The organism is Streptomyces sp. NPDC030799 (assembly GCF_055572255.1).
Genome location: NZ_JBVIDS010000016.1, coordinates 162,819 through 184,005, shown reverse-complemented (window position 1 = coordinate 184,005; position 21,187 = coordinate 162,819). Strand labels below are relative to the sequence as shown.

Here is a 21,187-nt window from a genome sequence, read left to right as displayed (position 1 = left end):
CCACGTGAAACATCGCAAAGCGTCACCGCATGACCGCCGTCCGTGGACGCTCTGCGGCAGTGCCTCAGCACCAGGTCGTGGCCGCCCGCAGAAGCCACTCGTGAGCTCGCGCTATAGGGGGCATGGCGAGGGTCCCGGTCCGCACCACCAGGAAGTAGGTGCGCAGCGGCGGCACCGCCGGGTCGTGCAGGGCCGCGACCGTGCCCTCGCTGAGGGCCGCAGCGCACAGGTAGCGGGGCAGCACCGCGAGTCCGGCACCCGAGGTCGTGCAGGCGAGCACAGCCCGCAGATCAGGGACGATGACCGTACCCGAGGCGGCGGGGCGGGAGTCGAAGACGGAGGCCCAGTAGCGGGAGACGAGCGGCAGGGACTCGTGGACCTCGACGACGGGCAGATTCTCCAGCGCGGGTGCACCCTTCAGACGCAACGCCTCCGTATCGATCCGCTCGACCCAGCGAGGGGCGGCGACCAGGACGTGTTCCTCGTCGCACAGCGGAGTCGCGGTGAGCAGGGCACCGCGCGGTCGGGCTGTGCTGATGGCCAGATCATGGTGTCCGGAGGCCAGTCCTTCCAGGGTTTCCTCTGCCGTGCCGAAGGAGGCGCGGAGTGCGAAACCCTGGCCGTCGTCGCCGGTCAGCTCCGTCAGGGCGGGCAGGGCGCGTTCGGCGGTGAACTCGGGCGGGCCGGCGAGGTGCAGGGTCCTGAGCGAGGACTCGTCGTCCAGCCCTCTCTCGGCTATCTCCACCAGGGCGTCGAGATGGGGCGCGGCCTTGTGCGCGAGTTCGTCACCGATGGTCGTCGGGGTCACCCCGCGCGCCTGACGAAGGAAGAGCGGTCGGCCCACCTGCCGTTCCAACGTGCGGATCTGCGAGGTGACGGCGGGCTGGGAGAGGCCGAGCAGAGCGGCGGCGCGGGTGAAGGAACCAGCCCGGTGCACAGTGACGAAGGTGCGCAACAAGGCCAGATCCATGGCGTGCCCTCCCCTATCCCTGCCCTCCTTCGGCCCCAGGCAGGTCCCAACTATAAATAAGTCGATAGGTCTCTGTCGCTAGCGTGATTGGACACTGACACAGAGTCAACTAGCCTTGTGCGCGCGGTTCTTCGCACGCGGAACCGATGGCGGTCCGAGCCACGAGGGGGGAGGCTCGGACCGTCCCGCGACATCAGTGGGCGAAGGGGACGGGCTCACTCGGCGGACTCGTCCAGGGCGCGCAGCAGGTCGGCGATCAGGTCCTCGGGGTCCTCGGCGCCCACGGACATGCGGATGAATCCCTCCGGGACGGCGTCCCCGCCCCAGCGGCGGCGGCGCTCGGCCGTGGAACGTACGCCGCCGAAGCTCGTCGCGTCCTCGACGAGGCGCAGGGCCTGGAGAAAACGCTCGGCACGCGCGCGCGTGGACAGCGTGAAGGAGACCACGCAGCCGTAGCGGCGCATCTGCTCCGAGGCGATCTTGTGCGAGGGGTCGTCGGGCAGCCCCGGATAGCGCAGGTCCGACACCTCGGGCCGCTGCTTGAGGGCCTTGGCGACCGCGAGGGCGGTGGCGTTCTGCCGGTCGACGCGCAGCTGGAGCGTGGCGATGGACCGGTGCGCGAGCCAGGCCTCCATGGGCCCGGAGATCGCTCCGGCGATCTTGCGCCAGCGCCGTACGGCGGCCATCGCCTCGGCGTCGCGACCGGTGACGTAGCCCAGCAGCACGTCGCCGTGGCCGGTGAGCTGCTTGGTGCCGCTGGCCACGGAGAAGTCGGCACCGAGCTCCAGCGGGCGCTGGCCGAGCGGGGTGGCGAGGGTGTTGTCGACGGCCACCAGGGTGCCCTGTGCGTGGGCCGCCTCCACCAGCCGCCGGATGTCGCACACGTCGAGCCCCGGGTTCGCCGGGGACTCGATCCACAGCAGCCGTGCTCCGTCGAGAACCTCCAGCTGTGCGTCGCCGCCGGTGGGTGCGGTGCGCACCTCGATGCCGTACGCCTCCAGCTGGGTGCGGACCAGCGGCAGCACCTGGTAGCCGTCGGAGGGCAGTACGACCGCGTCCCCCGCGCGCAGCTGGGAGAACAGCACGGACGAGGTCGCCGCCATGCCGGAGGCGAAGACCAGCGTCTCGACGTCGTCCCGGCCGGGTGCCTCCAGTTCGCCGATGGCACGCTCCAGCAGCGTCCAGGTCGGGTTGTCGTCCCGGCCGTACGCGTACGGACCCGTCACTTCCCCGGGCAGGTGGAAGTGCGCGGCGAACACCGGTCCCGGCAGGGTCGGCTCGTGCTTGACCGGCTCGGGCAGTCCTGCGCGCACCGCGCGCGTGCCGTCGCCGCTACGGCCCTCGTGCTTGGCGGTGTCGCTCATGCGGCCCGTCCTTCCAGCTGCTCGCGTACGGCGGCGAGCAGGCCGGTGCTCGCCCTCTCCACCATCTCAAGACACTCCTCGAAGCCGTTCCGGTGTCCGTAGTACGGATCCGGCACGTCGAGGCCGTCACGCGCAGCGGGGTCGTAGGAGCGCAGGAGGCGGACCTTGTTCGCCTCCTCCTCCGTGCGCGCGAGGCGGCGCAGGGCCTTGAGGTGGCCGGTGTCGAGGGCGATCACGAGGTCGAGGCGGGAGAACCACGACGGCTGGAACTGGCGGGCGACATGGTCGCTGCCGTAGCCGTGCTCTTCGAGGACCGAGACGGTTCTGGGGTCGGCGGGTTCGCCCTCGTGCCAGCCGCCGGTGCCGGCGCTGTCGGCTTCCACCCGGTCCTCGAGGCCGGACTCCGCCACCCGCGCGCGGAAGACGGACTCGGCCATGGGGGAGCGGCAGATGTTGCCGGTGCACACGAAGCAGACGCGGTAGGTCATGCCCGCTCAGTCCTCATCGGGCAGGACCATGTGCAGGGCCCAGGAGACGACCGAGATGATCAGGCCGCCGACCACGGCCGTCCAGAAGCCCTCCACGTGGAAGCTCAGATCGAGCTTGCCGCACACCCAGGAGGTCAACAGCAGCATCAACGCGTTCACGACCAGGGTGATCAGGCCCAGGGTCAGGATGAACAACGGGAAGGTCAGCACCTTCACGATCGGCTTGACCAGCCAGTTCACCAGGCCGAAGATCAACGCGACGACCACCAGCGTGCCGGCCTTCCTGGCCGTGCTGTCACCCGTAAGAGTGATCTTGTCCAACAGCCACACGGCGACCGCCAGGGCGCCCGCGTTGGCGATCGTCTTGACTACGAAATTCTTCATGTGTCTGATCGTGGCAGACCGGACCGACGACGAGCAGAGTGGCAAAGGGCGGACAACGGCGATGAAGGCATTCCGGCTGGACGAACTGGAGGCGGAGCGCACCGCCAACGAGGGGGCCTACCTTCAGTTCCTGCGCGAGCGGAACATGTCCGTCGGCCTGTACGCCCTCAACGCGGGCGAGCACGACCCGCAGAAGCCGCACAACCAGGACGAGGTGTACTTCGTCGTGAGCGGCCGGGCGTCGATCACAGTGGGCCTGGAGACGACCGAAGTGGCGCGGGGCAGCGTGGTCTACGTGCCGGCCGGCGTCGCCCACAAGTTCCACCACATCAGCGAGGACCTGAGGGTTCTCGTCGTCTTCTCTCCGCCTGAGGCGTGAGTCCGCACCTCGGGGTTCCCTAGGGGACGGGTCAGGGGAGGACAAGGGACGCGAGGCCCCCGCGGGGCCCCTTGGCGGACCTAGCATCGAGTACAGAACGCCAACGCTGTACCGACAACACAGACGTACGAGAACGCAAAGGACGAGGGCGATGCGAGAGATCTTCGCGGGACTGCCGTGGTGGGTGAAGTGGGTCGCGGTGCCGGTCATCGCCCTGGTCGTGTTCGGCGGCCTGATAGCGACCGTGGTCGGGTTCGTGATCGACCTGCTGTTCAAGGCCCTGGTCTTCGTGGCCTTGGTCGGCGGACTCATCTACCTCGTGCGCAAGTTCATGGCGGGCTCCTCGTCACGCAGCGACTGGTGACGGCCGCGGTAACTGGTGACCGCTCACGGGATCACCGGTTGCCGGCAAGGTGATCACCGGTTTCCCTCGGGGGAGGGAAGTTTCCCCGGGAGGCCGTCTGTGGTCGGGGGCCGACGGTTAGAGTCCGGAACTCCCGCGGGGACCGGCCCCGCGGGCGGCGCAGATCCCCTCCGTGCTCCTCCTCCGCACGGGCTGCCCCTCGCGCTCCGGGAGTAACTCCTTGGCCACGGTTGACACCACACCGGCAGAGCCCCCCGCACCCCCCGCCCAGCGGCCGCCGACCGTTGCGGTCCCCGAACAACCGCATCCCAGCGGCGCCTCGGCCCCGCCGCACCGCACCGGCGCCTCAGGGCCGCCGCATCCCGCCGACACCTCCGCACCACCGGCCGCCGCGACGCTCATCGGGTCCGTCCAGCGCGCCATGCGTCTGCTGGAGACCGTGGCCACACACGGATACGGCGCCCCCGCCAAGCAACTCGCCCGGGAGACGGGCCTGGCCCTGCCGACGACGTACCACTTGCTGCGCACCCTGGTGCACGAGGGCTATCTGCGCCGCGAGAGAGGGCTGTTCTTCCTCGGCGAGGCGGCTGAGCGGCTGGGCAGCAGCGGAGCGCAGCAGAAACGTCGCAGCGCGGTGGCCGACACGCTCGCACACTGGCGCGATGCCATCGGGGTGCCGGTGTACTACGCGATGTACCGGGACGGCGAGATCGAGGTCATGTGCGTCTCCGACTCCCCCGAGGCGCCGGCGGTCGAAGAGTGGGCCGACTTCCGCGAGACCGGCCACGCGCACGCCATCGGGCAGTGTCTGCTCTCCCAACTGGACGAGGACGCCCGCCGCGACCACCTCGCCCGCTACCCCGTCCAGTCCCTCACGCCGTACACCGTGCGCGACAACGATGCCCTGTTGCGGCGGCTGGCCCGGATGCCGCGCATGGAGCCGGTGGTGGAGCGTCAGGAGTACGTGCTGGGGACGGTCTGCGCGGCGGTGCCGATCACGGTCGGCACGACCGTGGCCACGATGGCCATGTCGCTGCCGGCCGACCAGGCCGACCGGCTGCTGCCCGCCGCCCGTCGGCTGCAGACGGAGATCGGGCGGCATCTGGGGACACTCACCCTCTCTATCAGTATCTGAAAACTTACTCCTTGTGATCTCCCGTGTACGTTCAGCAAGATTTGACCACGGCTACAGGGGATCAAACCCGGCCAGTGATGTCATATGACGGGATGGACGATGCGCGAGTCCGTACAGGCAGAGGTCATGATGAGCTTTCTCGTGTCGGAGGAACTCTCCTTCCGTATCCCGGTGGAGTTGCGCTACGAGACCAGTGATCCCTATGCCGTGCGGCTCACCTTTCATCTGCCCGGTGACGCCCCGGTGACGTGGGCGTTCGGCCGTGAGCTGCTGATCGACGGCGTCGGCCGGCCGTGCGGGGAAGGGGACGTGCACATTGCTCCGGTCAGTACCGATGTGCTGGGCGAGGTGCTGATCAGGCTTCAGGTCGGTTGCGACCAGGCGCTGTTCCGGTCCTCCGCGCCTCCACTGGTGGCCTTCCTGGACCGTACGGACAAGCTCGTGCCGCTGGGCCAGGAGGGCGCCCTGGCCGACTTCGACGCCCATCTGGAGGAGGCACTGGACCGCATTCTGGCCGAGGAGCAGAGCGCGGGCTGAAGCGTTACGGCAGGATCGCCGAGCGCTCCACCATGCCGCGTGGACGCATGAAGTAACGCTTCTGCGTGGCGCCCTGTCCCGGACCGTTCAGCTCGGGCTCACCGCTTCCGGCGCCGGCCGCGGCCACCGCGTGCGGTCACGGGCGGCGCCGGGGCCGGGGCGTCCCCGCTGGCGCGGTCGGCCGAGACCACCAGGGCGGCGAGCGCGGTGGTGACCGGGACCGAGGCGACGAGACCGATCGAGCCCACCAGCGTGCGCACGATCTCCTCGGCCACCAGTTCGCTGTTGGCCACGGTCCCGACACTGCTCTGCGCGATCGAGAACAGCAGCAGCAACGGCAGCGCGGCACCGGCATAGGCGAGGACAAGGGTGTTGACCACGGAGGCGATGTGGTCGCGGCCGATACGGATGCCGGCCCGGTACAGCCCGCGCCAGCCCATTGACGGATTGGCCTCGTGCAGCTCCCAGACGGCTGACGTCTGGGTCACGGTCACGTCGTCCAGGACACCGAGCGAGCCGATGATGACGCCGGCCAGCAGCAGGCCGCTCATGTCGATCGACGGATACAGGCCATGGATCAGGCCGGTGTTGTCGTCCGTGTTGCCGGTCAGGGCGGCCCAGCCGATGAAGAGGGACCCGAGTGCACCGATCAGCGACAGGGAGATCAGCGTGCCGAGCACCGCCACCGACGTCCGCGCCGACAGGCCGTGGCACATGTACAGGGCGATCAGCATGATGGCGCTCGATCCGACCACTGCCACGAGCAGCGGGTTCGAACCCTGGAGGATCGCGGGCAGGATGAACAGGGTCAGCACCAGGAAGCTCACCGCCAGTGCGATGAGCGCCATGACGCCGCGGAGCCTGCCGACCACCACCACGGCGAGCGCGAAGATCCCCGCGAGCAGTGTCATGGGGAACTTGCGGTTCACATCCGCCACCGAGTACTGCAGGTCCTTCGGTGCCGAAGGCTCGTAGGCGACCACGACCTTCTCGCCCTGGTGCAACTGCCGGGTCTGGTCCGGCTGCACGATCTCGGTGAACGTACGGCCCTTGTCCTTGCCGGTGTCGACCCGGACGGTCGCCTTCTTGCAGCGTCCCTTCGCTTCCTGTTGCGCCGAGGCGCCCTCGGCGGTGGAGGTGTCGCCGGTCGGGGTGTCACCGGAGGCGTTCACCGACCGGCAGCTCACCTCGACGACCCTGGTGACCGTGGCCTGCTGTGTCTCCCGGTCGAAGCCGACGCCGGTGCGCTTGTGGGCCGGGGCTCCCCCGGGCCAGAGCACCAGCAGCCCGACGACGACCGCCGCGGTGAACGGGACCAGGATCGCGGCGATGACCTTGCGCAGGTGCTGGGAGACCGGGGCCGCGGGACCGTGGCTGTGGCTGTGGCCGTGCGCGTGACTGTGCCCGCGGCCGTGACCGCGGCCGTCGTCCCCACCGGATCCCCGCTCGGGACCCTGGTCGCCGCCGCTCCCGCCGAAGCCGGCTGCCTGCCCCGAGCCCTCTCGATGGTGCGGCTCGTGCGGCTGATAGGGGTACTGCTCCATCCTGGTCACCGCCCGATCATTGCAAGAACGGCGGGGGGCCCACTGTTCACCGCGCCACATATGACGCTAGCGTGGAGGCACCTTTGCACACGCGGGAGCTCGGAGCACCGGGCTGAGAGGGCGCTGACCTCCGTACACGCGATGTTTCACGTGGAACAGGCGATGTTCCGCAGGAAACGTCGGCAGACGGAAACCGCTGCGTCGACCGCCGAACCTGTTACCGGGTAATGCCGGCGTAGGGAGTAGGTCTCATGACCAACAAGGACGCACGCACGCCTGCCTCCGTTCAGGACGAGAAGTCCCAGGAGGCCGGGAAGTCCATCGGCTGGCACAAGGCGTACGTCGAGGGCTCGCGCCCCGACCTGCGCGTGCCGGTCCGCCAGGTGCACCTCACCAACGGGCAGTCGGTCACGCTGTACGACACGTCGGGCCCGTACACCGATCCACTCGTTGATATCGATGTCCGCAGGGGCCTGCCGCCGTTGCGGGAGAACTGGATCATCGCCCGCGGCGACACCGAGGAGTACGCGGGCCGTCCCGTCCGTCCCGAGGACGACGGCATCAAGCACACCTCGCCGCGTGGCGGGCTGCGCAATCTGGACGCGGTCTTCCCCGGACGGCCGCGTCAGCCGCGCCGGGGCCGCAGCGGAGAGGCCGTGACGCAGCTCGCGTACGCCCGTCGGGGCGAGATCACCCCGGAGATGGAGTACGTGGCCATCCGGGAGAACGTTTCTCCCGAGGTGGTCCGCGAGGAGATCGCGGCAGGCCGGGCGGTACTGCCGGCCAACGTCAACCACCCGGAGATCGAGCCGATGATCATCGGCAAGCGGTTCCTGGTGAAGGTCAACGCCAACATCGGCAACTCCGCGGTGACCTCCTCCATCGAGGAGGAGGTGGAGAAGATGACCTGGGCGACCCGCTGGGGCGCCGACACGGTCATGGACCTCTCCACCGGCCGCAACATCCACACGACGCGTGAGTGGGTGCTGCGCAACTCCCCCGTCCCCATCGGCACGGTGCCGCTCTACCAGGCGCTGGAGAAGGTTGACGGCCGGGCCGAGGAACTGACCTGGGAGATCTACAAGGACACCGTCATCGAGCAGGCCGAGCAGGGCGTGGACTACATGACGGTCCACGCGGGCGTGCGGCTGCCGTACGTCCCGCTCACCGCCAACCGCAAGACGGGCATCGTCTCGCGCGGCGGCTCGATCATGGCCGCGTGGTGCCTGGCACACCACAAGGAGTCGTTCCTGTACGAGAACTTCGAGGAGCTGTGCGAGATCCTCGCCGCCTACGACGTCACGTACTCGCTGGGCGACGGTCTGCGGCCGGGCTCGATCGCGGACGCCAACGACGAGGCACAGTTCGCGGAATTGCGAACCCTCGGGGAACTCAACCGGATCGCCAGGCGTTTCAACGTACAGACGATGATCGAGGGCCCGGGACACGTCCCGATGCACAAGATCAAGGAGAACATCGACCTTCAGCAGGAGATCTGCGATGAAGCTCCGTTCTATACGCTCGGCCCGCTGACCACGGACATCGCGCCGGCGTACGACCACATCACCTCCGGCATCGGCGCTGCGATGATCGCCTGGTGGGGCACGGCGATGCTCTGCTACGTAACGCCCAAGGAGCACCTGGGCCTGCCCAACCGGGACGACGTCAAGACCGGCGTCATCACCTACAAGATCGCCGCGCACGCGGCCGATCTCGCCAAGGGACACCCGGGAGCCCAGGAGTGGGACGACGCGCTGTCCGACGCCCGCTTCGAGTTCCGGTGGGAGGACCAGTTCAACCTCGCTCTGGACCCGGACACGGCACGGGAGTTCCACGACGAGACCCTGCCGGCCGAGCCCGCCAAGACGGCCCACTTCTGCTCCATGTGCGGACCGAAGTTCTGCAGCATGAAGATCTCGCAGGACATCCGCCGCGAACACGGCGGCAACCGCGCCGAGATCGAGGAGGGCATGGCCCAGAAGTCGAAGGAGTTCGCGGCGAGCGGCAACAGGGTGTATCTGCCGATCGCCGACTGAGACAGGCGGGAGCAACTCGCCGCGCCGGGTCGCCCCTTGAGGCGTCCGGTGCGGCCGGGGGGCCGGCGGGAGTGCGGCTGACCGGGTGGTGAGGCCACACCGGTTGGCCGCTCCGTCCGCCCGGTCGGGCCCCCGCTTGAGAGCGCAAGCCGGGTTGTTCGGGTGCTGATGCGGGTCAGTCGGGCTGGTGCTCCGGGCCGCCGAAGTCCGGGCTCGTGTAGTCCGGGCTGGTGAAGCTCGGACGGCCGGACTCGGTGCCGTCGTCGGGGCTGCTGAAGCCGGGGCGGTCGTACCCGAGGCGGGGCATGCGGCCGCTCGGGGCGGGCGGCGTCGTGCGGTGCAGTGCGGCCGGTCCGGGTTCGGCGAGTGCCTCACGCAGGAACGGCACGATGCCTCGCTCCAGCAGGGCGTCCCGCCAGGCCTCTCTGGCCCTGTCCAGCTCCCGGTGCGCCGCGTCCAGTGCCTGGGCCTGGGGCGAGCTGCCGTTGCGCAGGGCGGTGAGGAGCAGGCCGACAGCGGCGACGAGGGCCGAGGCCGCGGTCACCGCGCCGAACACCCAGCCGGCGGTGAGCATGGTCTGGGCGAAGGCCTGTCCGGGGCTGAGCGTCTTCAGGATGTAGCCGACGAGGAGGAAGATCGCTGCGGCGGTTCCGGAGAGGACGGGAGCCAGGACGGCGATGACCGCGATGGCGCCCGCACCGGTGCTCTCGGCGGCCTCGCCGAGGGTGGTGACGAGCCCCGCCGTGGCCGAAGTCGGGTCCGCGGCGGTCGAGTCGCCGGCGGCCGACGGGGTCATGGCCGGGTGGCGCAGTTCCTGGCGGACCTTCACATAGTGCTGGTATTCGGCCGCTGCTGCGGCCGTGATCAGGGCACTGGCGTTGAGTGCCATGGTGCGCAGTTGTTCGGGATTGAGTCGCTGTCCGACAGCGGCCAGTTCCGGTCGGTGTGGTGCGGAGCGCAGCGCCTCATTGAGGAGCCGCTCGAATTCCTGGCGGTCCTCGCTCTGCAGGTGCTGCGGAACGCTGTTCATGTGCATCCCCCGATGCTCCGTAGGGCTTGGGGCTCGCACGCCGGCGAGCCGTCGGGCAGAAACGGAGGGGAGCCTGCTACGGATAAGCCGATGGTAGAGCCGCGACGGCACACGGTGACAGGGGGTTGCCGGAAATTGCCCCCGGCGTGCGTGTGCTCTGCCTGGGGACGCCTGCCCGCAGGACGGTCAGGTAGTCAGAGGGAGTTGCCGGACCAGTAGCTTTCCGGCCATGGTCACCCCGCCGTCCATCGCGATGGCGAGCCCGTCGGCGTAGACGTGCGGGTCCTCCACGACCGGGCCGGTGCCCTCCTCGCCGTCCTCGGAGCCGACCTCGCCGAGGAGGTAGGGAATCGGGCTGTGGCCATGAACGATACGAGTGCCGCCGTACGTATCGAGGAGGGAGCGCACGGCGTCGGCGCCGCCCTCGTCGCGGAAGGAGAAGCGCTTGGTGAACTTGCGGAACAGATCCCAGCACTCGTCCGCGTCATTGCGGGTGAGGGTCTCGCGGACGGTGTCGTTGACCGCCTCGATGGAGTCGCCGTAGTCGAGGTAGGCGGTGGTGTCCGAGTGCACGAGCAGATAGCCGTCGACCTCCTCGACGGCGTCGAGGCGGGCCATCCACTGCAGATGGTGGTCCTGGAGGCGGTCCATGTCGGTCTTCTGGCCGCCGTTGAGCAGCCAGGCCGCCTGGAAGGTGGCGGTCCCCGCACCGGAGTTGACGGGGGTGTCCCCGAACCGCTTGGCGCCGAGCAGCAGCAGTTCGTGGTTGCCCATGAGGGCCTTGCAGTAGCCGCCGGCCGCCGCGGCCTCGGCGGACAGCCGCATCACGAGGTCGATGACGCCGATGCCGTCGGGCCCGCGGTCCGTGAAGTCGCCGAGGAACCACAGCCGGGCGGTGCCGGCGCACCACTGGCCCGAGGCGTCGATCAGGCCCTGCTCCTGCAGGGCGGTCACCAGTTCGTCGAGGTATCCGTGGACGTCTCCGACGACGAACAGGGGTCCGGGCCCGGTCGCGGGCTGCGGGGCCGGGGCCGAGGGTGCCGGTTCGACGGGGACCTGGAGCGTCTGCGGCCGGTTGATGACGGGGAGGTCGCGCTGGGTGGGTGTGTAGCCGTCGGGGTACGCCTCGTCGACGGGCGGCACGGTGTCGCCCGGAGGGGCGGTGTGGACGTACGGACCGGTCTCGTGGACGTACGCAGGTACCCGGAAGTCGCGCAGCGTCGCCGTCCGCTCCACTTCGGGTCCCTGACCGGCCCCCTGAGTCATCAGACCCCTCCACCATCGCGCCGCAGCTGCACCGCTTCGGACTGCCTGGTCGCAGCGGTCCGCGGTGTCGTGGGCCCATCATAGGAATGCGCGTCGCGCCGTGTGATGACCCAGGGGTGGTGAATCGGAACAAGACTCCGGTTCACCGCGGCTTTCGCCCCGTTTGGGCAGGTGTTCGGCCGACTCCGCGCCGACCGAACACCCGGCTCGCCGGTCGCCGGCCCGCCCTGCCCCCTCCATCGGCAGAGGGCGGTGCGGGGTGAGCGCCCCGCTTTCCGGCGCTATTTCCCGTCCGGTGACCGCGGCGGGCTGACCGTCGTGCGCGGCGGGCGCCGCTGGGAGGAGGTGCGCACGATCAGCTCGGTCGGTATCACCTGCTCGACCGGCTGGTTCGACTCCACACCCTCGATGGCGTCGATGAGGAGCTGGACCACCGCGGTGCCGATGCGGCGGGGTTTCAGGGAGAGCGTGGTGATGGGCGGCTCGGTGCTGGCGTACACCATGGACTCGCTGCAGCACACGAGCAGCAGGTCGTCGGGGACGCGGAGCCCGTAGCGGCGGGCGGCGGCCAGCAGGTCCGTGCCGTTGGGGTCGAACAGACCGTAGACCGCGTCGGGCCGGTCGGGGCGGGCGAGCAGCCGGTCGGCGGCGACGGCGCCCGCGCACGGGTCGTGCGCCGGGTAGGCCTCGTAGACGGGGTCCTGGCCGACGCGTTCGCACCAGCGCAGGTACGCGGTGGTCGACAGGTGGGTGTACGTGTCCGTCGTGGTGCCGGTGAGCAGGCCGATACGGCGGGCGCCGGCGGCGGCGAGGTGGTCGAGGATGCCGAGGACGGCGGCCTCGTGGTCGTTGTCGACCCAGGCGGTGACCGGCAGCGAGCCGGCCGGGCGGCCGTCGGAGACGACCGGCAGCCCCTGCCGGACCAGCTCGCTGACCACCGGGTCCTGGTCGGAGGGGTCGATGACGACCGTGCCGTCCAGGGCGACGTTGGACCACACGTCGTGGCGCGAGGTCGCGGGCAGGATCACGAGGGCGTAGCCGCGGGCGAGCGCGGCCGAGGTGGCGGCCCGGGCCATCTCGGCGAAGTACGCGAATTCGGTGAAGGTGAAAGGTTCATCCCCGTATGTCGTCACGGTCAGGCCGATGAGACCCGACTTGCCGGTACGGAGGGTGCGGGCGGCGGCCGAGGGGCGATACCCCAGTCGGTCGGCGACCTCGCGGACATGGCGGCGGGTGGCATCCGGGAGCCTGCCCTTGCCGTTGAGAGCGTCGGAGACGGTCGTGATGGAGACCCCGGCGGCGGCGGCCACGTCTCTGATGCCCGCCCGGCCCGGCCGACTGCCTCGACGTGAGGTTTCCGCGCGGCTCACCTGGTGCTTCCCTGCTGCTGTCATGGCGAGCCGATAGTAGGGCTCATACGGTGGGGTAGTGCGGACGCATATGCACGCGTTGACAGGCACGTTTCTGCATGGTCGCTAAGGCGCAACTGCCTTGGAAAGAAAGGTAGTTAAACGATCCAGCGGTAGGACGTGACTTGTCAACGCGCATGGGCCTGCCAAGGGTCCGATGTCTCGAAGAGGTCTCAACTCACCTGCACGGGGGATGCGCGCCACGGCGCGAGCCACCGGCGCATAGATATATGTATGGCGCGCCCCCTGAAACGTACGCCTTCGTACGGTGATGCCCGCGACGGCACCGGAGCGGATGCCGTTCGCGTATTGCCGGTCCGCACCTGTACGCACGGGAGCCGAATCCTCATAAGGTGAGGAGTATTGGAAGCCGGCGGCGTCGACGGTCCGCCGGTGATCGCGAGGAGGACTGCGGTGAGCGAGACGAGCCCCAAGCTGCGCGCCGAGCTGGAGGGTATCCCCACCTACAAGCCGGGCAAGCCCGCCGCGGCCGGCGGGCCGGTCGCCTACAAGCTGTCCTCCAACGAGAACCCGTATCCGCCGCTGCCCGGCGTGATGGAGAGCGTCACGGCGGCCGCCTGCAACTTCAACCGCTACCCGGACATGGCGTGCACGGGGCTGATGGAGGAACTGTCCGAACGCTTCGGCGTCCCGCTCTCCCACCTGGCCACCGGCACCGGCTCGGTGGGTGTCGCCCAGCAGCTCGTCCAGGCCACCAGCGGTCCCGGTGACGAGGTGATCTACGCCTGGCGGTCGTTCGAGGCGTACCCGATCATCACGCAGATCAGCGGCGCCCGGTCGGTGCAGGTGCCGCTCACGCCCGGTGATGTGCACGACCTGGACGCGATGGCGGACGCGATCACCGACCGGACGCGTCTGATCTTCGTCTGCAACCCCAACAACCCGACCGGCACGGTGGTGCGGCGGGCCGAGCTGGAGCGGTTCCTCGACCGGGTGCCCGGCGATGTCCTGGTGGTGCTGGACGAGGCGTACCGCGAGTTCATCCGCGACCCGGAGGTGCCCGACGGCGTCGAGCTGTACCGGAACCGGCCCAACGTCTGCGTTCTGCGTACCTTCTCCAAGGCCTACGGGCTCGCCGGGCTGCGCGTCGGTTTCGCGATCGCCCATGAGCCGGTCGCGGCGGCGCTGCGCAAGACGGCGGTGCCCTTCGGGGTCAGCCAGCTCGCGCAGGAAGCGGCGATCGCCTCACTGCGGGCCGAGGACGAGTTGCTCGGCCGGGTCGGCTCCCTTGTGTGCGAGCGCAAGCGCGTGGTCGACGCACTGCGCGCCCAGGGCTGGACGGTGCCGGAGACGCAGGCGAACTTCGTCTGGCTGCGGCTGGGGGAGCGTACGGTCGCGTTCGCGCAGGCCTGTGAGCAGCATGGTGTGGTCGTCCGGCCGTTCCCGGGCGAGGGTGTGCGGGTGACGGTCGGAGAGACCGAGGCGAACGACATCTTCGTGAAGGCGGCGGAGGCGTTCCGCAAGGAGCTGTAGTCCGAGTTCGGCTCTACTCGTTGATCAGTTCCACACGGATGGGGTCGCCGTCTCGTACGGTCGCCAGGATGCCGGCGTCCCCGTCCAGGCTGCCGAGGACATTGCACGGACTCGCGAGGCGGCACTCTCCCTCGAACTCCGTTCGGGGGGACCCCCAGCCTTGCGAGATCGGTGTGGGCCCGTAGGGGAGGGCGAGCGCGTCGCCGTCCGTCCAGAAGGCCACCGTGCCCGGCGCCACAACCTGCCGGGCGTCCGTTTCACGTGAAACAGAGACCCCTGTGTCGAAATAGACCTCCTCGCCCCATGTGCAGGCGCTGGAGGTGAGTGGCAGCGCCTTGGTGAGGGCCTGCGCGGTCGGTGTGTCTGCGTCGAGGGTCGCGGTGATGTTTCCCGCGGGCCAGGAGATGCGTATCTGCATGGCGCGCAATTCAACAAGATGTTGAAGTCGCTGCCAAGGCCTTGACGCGAAGGCGAAGGGGGGACCCCCTGTTTGTTGCCGAAAATCAGTGCGTCATAATGGCTTGTGAATGTGAACGCGTTCACAAGCGCGTCCCGATTGCCCTGTATGTGCGCGATAAACAGGGCAAACCGCCGCTGTACCACGGCGTAGTAAGGAGAGTGACGACGTGGACCTGGCTCTGGCGCCGGAGACACTGGCGCGCTGGCAGTTCGGCATCACCACCGTCTACCACTTCCTGTTCGTCCCGCTGACCATCTCCCTGGCCGCCCTCACGGCCGGGCTGCAGACGGCCTGGGTGCGCACGGAGAAGGAGAAGTACCTCAGGGCGACGAAGTTCTGGGGCAAGCTCTTCCTGATCAACATCGCCATGGGCGTGGTCACCGGCATCGTGCAGGAGTTCCAGTTCGGCATGAACTGGTCCGACTACTCCCGCTTCGTCGGTGACATCTTCGGCGCGCCGCTCGCCTTCGAGGCGCTGATCGCGTTCTTCTTCGAGTCCACCTTCATAGGCCTGTGGATCTTCGGCTGGGACAAGCTCCCGAAGAAGATCCACCTGGCCTGCATATGGATGGTCTCGATCGGCACGATCCTGTCGGCGTACTTCATCCTCGCCGCCAACTCGTGGATGCAGCACCCGGTCGGCTACAAGATCGACAAGGCGAAGGGGCGCGCCGAGCTGACCGACTTCTGGGCCGTGCTGACCCAGAACACCGCGCTCAGCCAGGCCTTCCACACCCTGTCCGCGGCCTTCCTGACCGGTGGAGCCTTCATGGTGGGCATCGCCGCGTACCACCTGGCTCGCAAGAAGCACATCCGCGTGATGAAGACCTCGCTGCGGCTCGGCCTGGTCACCGTGGTCATCGCCGGTCTGCTCACCGCGATCAGCGGTGACACCCTCGGCAAGGTCATGTTCAAGCAGCAGCCCATGAAGATGGCCGCCGCCGAGGCGCTCTGGGACGGCCAGAAACCGGCGCCGTTCTCGATCTTCGCCTACGGCGACGTGGAGAAGGGCCACAACAGCGTCGCGATCGAGATTCCGGGCCTGCTGTCCTTCCTCGCCGACGACGACTTCACCTCGTACGTCCCCGGCATCAACGACGTCAACAAGGCCGAACAGCAGAAGTTCGGGCCGGGTGACTACCGGCCCAACATCCCGGTCGCCTTCTGGGGCTTCCGTTGGATGATCGGCTTCGGCATGGCCTCCTTCGCCATCGGCCTGGCCGGACTGTGGCTGACCCGCAAGAAGTTCATGCTGCCGCAGCATCTGCGGGTCGGTGAGGACGAGGTGCCGCATCTGGTGCTGTTCAAGAACAAGGCGCTGAGCCCGGAGCTGACGCCCTGGTACTGGCGCATCGCGACCTGGACGCTGGCCTTCCCGCTGATCGCCAACTCGTGGGGCTGGATCTTCACCGAGATGGGTCGTCAGCCGTGGGTCGTCTACGGCGTCCTGCAGACCCGGCACGCGGTCTCCCCCGGTGTCTCCCAGGGCGAGGTCCTCACCTCGATGATCGTCTTCACCTCGCTGTACGCGATCCTCGCCGTCGTCGAGGTCAAGCTGCTTGCGAAGTACGTCAAGGCCGGCCCGCCCGAACTGACCGAGGCCGACCTCAACCCGCCCACGAAGATCGGCGGCGACTCACGTGACGCCGACAAGCCGATGGCCTTCTCGTACTAGGCCGGGGGAACAGTCATGGAACTTCACGACGTCTGGTTCGTCCTCATCGCCGTCCTGTGGACCGGCTACTTCTTCCTGGAGGGGTTCGACTTCGGAGTCGGCATCCTCACCAAGCTGCTGGCCCGCAACCGGCCGGAGCGGCGGGTGCTGATCAACACCATCGGACCCGTCTGGGACGGCAATGAGGTGTGGCTGCTCACGGCCGGCGGCGCGACCTTCGCCGCGTTCCCGGAGTGGTACGCCACCCTCTTCTCCGGTTTCTACCTGCCGCTGCTGATCATCCTGGTCTGCCTGATCGTCCGGGGTGTCGCCTTCGAGTACCGGGCGAAGCGTCCAGAGGAGAACTGGCAGCGCAACTGGGAGACAGCGGTCTTCTGGACCTCGCTGATCCCGGCGTTCCTGTGGGGCGTGGCCTTCGGGAACATCGTGCGGGGCGTGAAGATCGACCAGCACTTCGAGTACGTCGGCACCGTCGGGGACCTGCTCAACCCCTACGCCCTGCTCGGCGGTCTGGTGACGCTCACGTTGTTCACCTTCCACGGAGCGGTCTTCACCGCGCTCAAGACCGTCGGTGACATCCGGGTGCGGGCGCGCAAGCTGGCTCTGCGGGTCGGTCTCGTCACGGCCGTCGTGGCACTCGGCTTCCTGCTGTGGACGCAGGCCGACAGCGGTGACGGCAAGAGCCTGGTGGCCCTCGCTGTGGCGGTCGCCGCTCTGGTGGCTGCTCTGGTGGCCAATCAACTCGGCCGTGAGGGATGGGCGTTCGCGCTGTCCGGAGTCACCATCGTGGCCGCCGTGGCGATGCTCTTCCTCTCGCTCTTCCCGAACGTCATGCCCTCCACGCTCAACGGGGACTGGAGCCTGACGGTCAGCAATGCCTCGTCGAGCCCGTACACCCTGAAGATCATGACGTGGCTGGCGGCCGTCGCCACGCCGCTCGTCCTGCTTTACCAAGGCTGGACCTACTGGGTGTTCCGCAAGCGGATCGGCACACAGCACATCGCTCCCGACGCCGCACACTGAGTCCGCCGAGGGTGTGTTTCACGTGAAACACACCCTCTGGACCGAAGGATGCGTTTCACGTGAAACCAATCGATCCCCGTCTTCTGCGCTACGCCCGCGCCACCCGGCTCTTCCTGGTGGCGGTGGTCGGCCTGGGAGCCGTCGGTGCGGGGCTGGTCATCGCTCAGGCGATGCTCATCGCCGAGGTCGTCGTCGGAGCGTTCCAGCGGGGGGAGTCCGTCGCCGGACTGCGTACTCCCCTGCTGCTGTTGGCGGCCGTGGCCGTGGGGCGATCGGTTGTCGCCTGGCTCACCGAGCTCGCCGCCCACCGGGCGAGCGCGGCGGTGAAGTCCCAACTGCGGGGACGGCTTCTCGACCGGGCGGCGGCGCTCGGTCCCGGGTGGCTGGCCGGGCAGCGCACCGGTTCGCTGGTCACACTGGCCACGCGCGGGGCCGACGCCCTCGATGACTACTTCTCGCGTTATCTGCCGCAGTTGGGGCTTGCGGTGGTGGTACCGGTGGCGGTGCTGGCGCGGATCGTCACCGAGGACTGGGTATCGGCAGCGATCATCGTCGGCACCCTGCCCCTCATCCCGCTCTTCATGATGCTGATCGGCTGGGCCACCCAGTCCCGGATGGACCGTCAGTGGCGCGTGCTGTCGCGGCTCTCCGGGCACTTCCTGGACGTGGTCGCCGGACTGCCCACGCTGAAGGTATTCGGCCGGGCCAAGGCACAGGCCGAGTCCATCCGCCGGATCACTGGCGAGTACCGCGAGGCCACCCTGCGGACCCTGCGGATCGCCTTCCTCTCGTCCTTCGCGTTGGAGTTGCTGGCCACGCTGTCGGTCGCCCTGGTCGCGGTGACGATCGGCATGCGGCTCGTACACGGCGAGATGGACCTGTACATCGGCCTGGTGATCCTGGTGCTGGCGCCCGAGGCCTATCTGCCGCTGCGTCAGGTAGGCGCGCAGTATCACGCGGCGGCGGAGGGGCTGGCCGCTGCGGAGGAGATCTTCAGTGTGCTGGAGACGCCGGTTCCGGCATCGGGTACCGGTGCGGTCCCTGCGGGCGCGGTGGTCTTCGACGGGGTCACCGTGCGCTACCCCGGGCGTTCCCTGGACGCCGTGAGCGAGGTGTCGTTCCGTGTCGAGTCCGGCGAGACGGTTGCGCTGGTGGGGCCGAGCGGGGCGGGCAAGTCGACGCTGTTGAACGTGCTGCTCGGGTTCGTCCAGCCGAGCGAGGGACGGGTGCGGATCGGGGGAGCGGATCTCGCGGACCTCGATCTGCAGGAGTGGCGGTCGCGGATCGCATGGGTGCCGCAGCGGCCGCATCTGTATGCCGGGACCATCGCGGAGAACGTGCGGTTGGCCCGGCCGGATGCGGACGACCGTGCTGTACGCGGGGCGCTGCGGGATGCGGGTGCGCTGGAGTTCGTGGACGCGCTGCCCGACGGGGCCGAGACGGTGCTCGGCGAGGACGGGGCCGGGCTGTCGGCGGGGCAACGGCAGCGGTTGGCTCTGGCTCGGGCCTTTCTTGCGGATCGGCCAGTGCTGTTGCTGGATGAGCCGACCGCTGCGCTGGACGGGGCGACGGAGGGGGAGATTGTCGCGGCGGTGCGGCGGCTTGCTGTCGGGCGCACGGTGCTGCTTGTTGTGCATCGGCCGGCGTTGTTGGCGGTGGCCGATCGGGTGGTGCAGCTGGGGGGTGCGGAGCCGGTGGCGTACCGGTGCGACAGTGAGACTCCCAGGGGGCTCCACTCCCTGGACCCCCGGCCTCGCCCACCTGCCACCCGACTCGGTCGGCTGGACAGTGACACCTCGGCCTCTCGGGCCGGCCGGGTCGGGAGTGGGGCGGGGGAAGGGGATTCGGGGCGTCCGCGGCGTCCGCGGGGTGTGCTGGGGTGGGTGCGGGGGCTCGGCGGGGCCCGGCGGGGGCGGTTGGTGCTGGCGCTGGTGTTGGGGTGTCTGGCGCTCGGTAGTGCAGTGGGGCTGATGGCGACCTCCGGGTGGCTCATCTCGCGGGCCTCGCAACACCCTCCGGTGCTGTATCTGATGGTGGCCGTGACGGCCACGCGGGCCTTCGGGATCGGGCGGGCCGTCTTCCGGTACGCCGAGCGGCTGGTGTCGCACGACGCCGTGCTGCGGATGCTGGCCGACACCCGCGTCGCCGTGTACCGGCGTCTGGAGCGGCTGGCACCTGCCGGACTGCGGACCGTCCGTCGCGGCGATCTGCTGACCCGGCTGGTCGCGGACGTCGATGCGCTCCAGGACTACTGGCTGCGCTGGCTGCTGCCCGCGTCGGTCGCCGTCGCCGTGTCGGCTGTCTCCGTCGGTTTCACGGCCTGGCTGCTGCCCGAGGCCGGTGCCGCCCTCGCGGCGGGCCTCGTGGCGGCCGGTGTCGGTGTCCCGCTCGTCACCGCGACCGTGGCCCGGCGGACCGAGCGACGGCTGGCCCCTGCCCGGGGAGTCCTCGCCACCCGCGTCACCGACCTGCTCACCGGCACCGCCGAGCTGACCGTCGCCGGTGCGCTGCCCGCCCGTACGGACGCGGCCCGGCGAGCCGACGGCACCCTCACCCGGATCGCCTCGCGTGCCGCCGCCGTGACGGCGCTCGGCGACGGGCTCACCGCGCTGATCTCGGGTCTGACCGTCACGGCGACCGCGCTGTTCGGCGCCCAGGCGGTGGCCGGGGGCCGGCTCCACGGCGTGGCGATGGCCGTGGTCGTCCTCACTCCGCTGGCCGCCTTCGAGGCCGTACTGGGGCTGCCGCTCGCCGTGCGCTACCGGCAGCGGGTGCGGCGGAGCGCCGAGCGTGTCCACGAGGTGCTGGATGCCCCGGAGCCCGTGCGCGAGCCCGAACGGCCCCGGCAGGCGCCCGCCTCGCCCTTCCCCCTGGTGGTCAAGGGGCTGGCCGCACGGTATGAGGGGCAGCGGCGGGAAGCGCTGGCCGGCTTCGACCTCACCCTGGAGGAGGGCCGGCGGATCGCGGTGGTCGGGGCGTCGGGTTCCGGCAAGACGACGCTCGCCCAGGTGCTGCTGCGCTTCCTCGATCCACGGGAGGGCTCCTACACGCTCGCCGGTGTGGACGCCTATGCGCTGGCCGGTGACGACGTGCGGCGGCTTGTCGGACTGTGTGCGCAGGACGCGCATCTCTTCGACAGCTCGGTGCGCGAGAACCTGCTGCTGGCCAGGAAGGACGCCACCGAGGCCGAGCTGCGCCGGGCGCTGGACCGGGCCCGCTTGCTGGACTGGGCGGACGGGCTGCCCGACGGCCTGGACACGCTCGTCGGCGAGCACGGAGCGCGGCTGTCCGGCGGCCAGCGGCAGCGGCTGGCACTGGCCCGTGCCCTGCTGGCCGACTTCCCCGTCCTGGTCCTCGACGAGCCCGCCGAGCACCTGGACCTGCCGACGGCCGACGCACTGACCGCCGATCTGCTGGCCGCCACGGAGGGCCGTACGACGCTGCTGATCACCCACCGGCTGGCCGGCCTGGAGGCGGTGGACGAGGTGATCGTCCTCGACGCGGGCCGGGTGGTGCAGCGGGGCACCTATGCGCAGCTGCTCGCGACCGACGGCCCGCTGCGGGCGTTGGCACGGCGGGAGGCGGAGGCGGAGTCGTTGGTGGGGGCGGGTTGAGTCGCTCGACGGGCC

18 protein-coding genes are annotated in these 21,187 nt (G+C 69.5%); 9 read left to right on the top strand and 9 right to left on the bottom strand.

Annotated elements, in window-relative coordinates:
- Positions 1–64 precede the first annotated feature (64 nt).
- The 4 genes from ACZ41I_RS34380 to ACZ41I_RS34365 form a co-directional block, all read right to left on the bottom strand.
- Entirely contained in the window at positions 65–970 is a 906-nt protein-coding gene (locus tag ACZ41I_RS34380; RefSeq protein ID WP_363214095.1) for a LysR family transcriptional regulator, read from the bottom strand.
- 215 nt (positions 971–1,185) lie between these two features.
- On the bottom strand, positions 1,186–2,334 hold the full coding sequence (locus tag ACZ41I_RS34375; RefSeq protein WP_399766892.1) for a cystathionine gamma-lyase: 1,149 nt from the start codon (positions 2,332–2,334) through the stop codon (positions 1,186–1,188).
- Positions 2,331–2,822 (bottom strand): low molecular weight protein-tyrosine-phosphatase, encoded by a 492-nt coding sequence (locus tag ACZ41I_RS34370; RefSeq protein ID WP_468515883.1) that lies wholly within the window; start codon positions 2,820–2,822, stop codon positions 2,331–2,333. The genes ACZ41I_RS34375 and ACZ41I_RS34370 overlap by 4 nt, the downstream gene beginning before the upstream one ends.
- 6 nt (positions 2,823–2,828) lie before the next feature.
- Positions 2,829–3,206, bottom strand: coding sequence for a phage holin family protein (locus ACZ41I_RS34365; RefSeq protein WP_363214091.1), 378 nt, complete (start codon positions 3,204–3,206; stop codon positions 2,829–2,831).
- Positions 3,207–3,267: 61 nt separating this feature from the next.
- Between ACZ41I_RS34365 and ACZ41I_RS34360 the strand changes: the two genes are divergently transcribed.
- From ACZ41I_RS34360 to ACZ41I_RS34345, 4 genes are all read left to right on the top strand, one after another.
- The gene (locus ACZ41I_RS34360; protein WP_069779870.1) at positions 3,268–3,585 is read left to right on the top strand and encodes a cupin domain-containing protein; all 318 of its coding nucleotides are present in this window, start codon (positions 3,268–3,270) and stop codon (positions 3,583–3,585) included.
- 151 nt (positions 3,586–3,736) lie between these two features.
- Positions 3,737–3,949 (top strand): DUF5326 family protein, encoded by a 213-nt coding sequence (locus tag ACZ41I_RS34355; protein ID WP_363214090.1) that lies wholly within the window; start codon positions 3,737–3,739, stop codon positions 3,947–3,949.
- A gap of 220 nt (positions 3,950–4,169) precedes the next feature.
- Positions 4,170–5,084 (top strand): IclR family transcriptional regulator, encoded by a 915-nt coding sequence (locus ACZ41I_RS34350; RefSeq protein WP_399766901.1) that lies wholly within the window; start codon positions 4,170–4,172, stop codon positions 5,082–5,084.
- Positions 5,085–5,183: 99 nt separating this feature from the next.
- Positions 5,184–5,621: an SsgA family sporulation/cell division regulator gene (locus ACZ41I_RS34345; protein ID WP_399767243.1), complete on the top strand. Its 438-nt coding sequence runs from the start codon at positions 5,184–5,186 to the stop codon at positions 5,619–5,621.
- Positions 5,622–5,719: 98 nt separating this feature from the next.
- On the opposite strand, the gene ACZ41I_RS34340 is transcribed toward ACZ41I_RS34345, so the two are convergent.
- Positions 5,720–7,165, bottom strand: a complete 1,446-nt coding sequence (locus ACZ41I_RS34340) for a YibE/F family protein (RefSeq protein ID WP_468515914.1) — start codon at positions 7,163–7,165, stop codon at positions 5,720–5,722.
- A 251-nt stretch (positions 7,166–7,416) separates the two neighbouring features.
- Between ACZ41I_RS34340 and thiC the strand changes: the two genes are divergently transcribed.
- Positions 7,417–9,201: a phosphomethylpyrimidine synthase ThiC gene (gene thiC / locus ACZ41I_RS34335; RefSeq protein WP_468515882.1), complete on the top strand. Its 1,785-nt coding sequence runs from the start codon at positions 7,417–7,419 to the stop codon at positions 9,199–9,201.
- A gap of 175 nt (positions 9,202–9,376) precedes the next feature.
- On the opposite strand, the gene ACZ41I_RS34330 is transcribed toward thiC, so the two are convergent.
- The 3 genes from ACZ41I_RS34330 to ACZ41I_RS34320 form a co-directional block, all read right to left on the bottom strand.
- Positions 9,377–10,237, bottom strand: coding sequence for a hypothetical protein (locus ACZ41I_RS34330; RefSeq protein WP_468515881.1), 861 nt, complete (start codon positions 10,235–10,237; stop codon positions 9,377–9,379).
- Between the two features lie 180 nt (positions 10,238–10,417).
- Positions 10,418–11,497: a metallophosphoesterase gene (locus ACZ41I_RS34325; protein WP_468515880.1), complete on the bottom strand. Its 1,080-nt coding sequence runs from the start codon at positions 11,495–11,497 to the stop codon at positions 10,418–10,420.
- Between the two features lie 281 nt (positions 11,498–11,778).
- The gene (locus tag ACZ41I_RS34320; protein ID WP_363214085.1) at positions 11,779–12,891 is read right to left on the bottom strand and encodes a LacI family DNA-binding transcriptional regulator; all 1,113 of its coding nucleotides are present in this window, start codon (positions 12,889–12,891) and stop codon (positions 11,779–11,781) included.
- 429 nt (positions 12,892–13,320) lie between these two features.
- Here ACZ41I_RS34320 and hisC point away from each other — a divergent pair, with 429 nt between their 5' ends.
- Positions 13,321–14,400 (top strand): histidinol-phosphate transaminase, encoded by a 1,080-nt coding sequence (gene hisC / locus ACZ41I_RS34315; protein WP_468322215.1) that lies wholly within the window; start codon positions 13,321–13,323, stop codon positions 14,398–14,400.
- A gap of 13 nt (positions 14,401–14,413) precedes the next feature.
- Here the strand turns inward: hisC and ACZ41I_RS34310 are convergent, their stop codons facing one another.
- On the bottom strand, positions 14,414–14,818 hold the full coding sequence (locus ACZ41I_RS34310) for a cyclophilin-like fold protein (protein WP_468515879.1): 405 nt from the start codon (positions 14,816–14,818) through the stop codon (positions 14,414–14,416).
- Positions 14,819–15,026: 208 nt separating this feature from the next.
- Between ACZ41I_RS34310 and ACZ41I_RS34305 the strand changes: the two genes are divergently transcribed.
- The 3 genes from ACZ41I_RS34305 to cydD are packed head-to-tail and all read left to right on the top strand — an operon-like array spanning position 15,027 to position 21,172.
- Entirely contained in the window at positions 15,027–16,535 is a 1,509-nt protein-coding gene (locus tag ACZ41I_RS34305) for a cytochrome ubiquinol oxidase subunit I (RefSeq protein ID WP_468515878.1), read from the top strand.
- A gap of 15 nt (positions 16,536–16,550) precedes the next feature.
- Positions 16,551–17,558, top strand: coding sequence for a cytochrome d ubiquinol oxidase subunit II (cydB, locus tag ACZ41I_RS34300; protein ID WP_468322211.1), 1,008 nt, complete (start codon positions 16,551–16,553; stop codon positions 17,556–17,558).
- Positions 17,559–17,617: 59 nt separating this feature from the next.
- Positions 17,618–21,172 carry a thiol reductant ABC exporter subunit CydD gene (gene cydD, locus ACZ41I_RS34295; protein ID WP_468515877.1) on the top strand — a complete coding sequence of 1,185 codons (3,555 nt, stop codon included), beginning with the start codon at positions 17,618–17,620 and terminating at the stop codon, positions 21,170–21,172.
- The last annotated feature ends 15 nt before the right edge of the window (positions 21,173–21,187 follow it).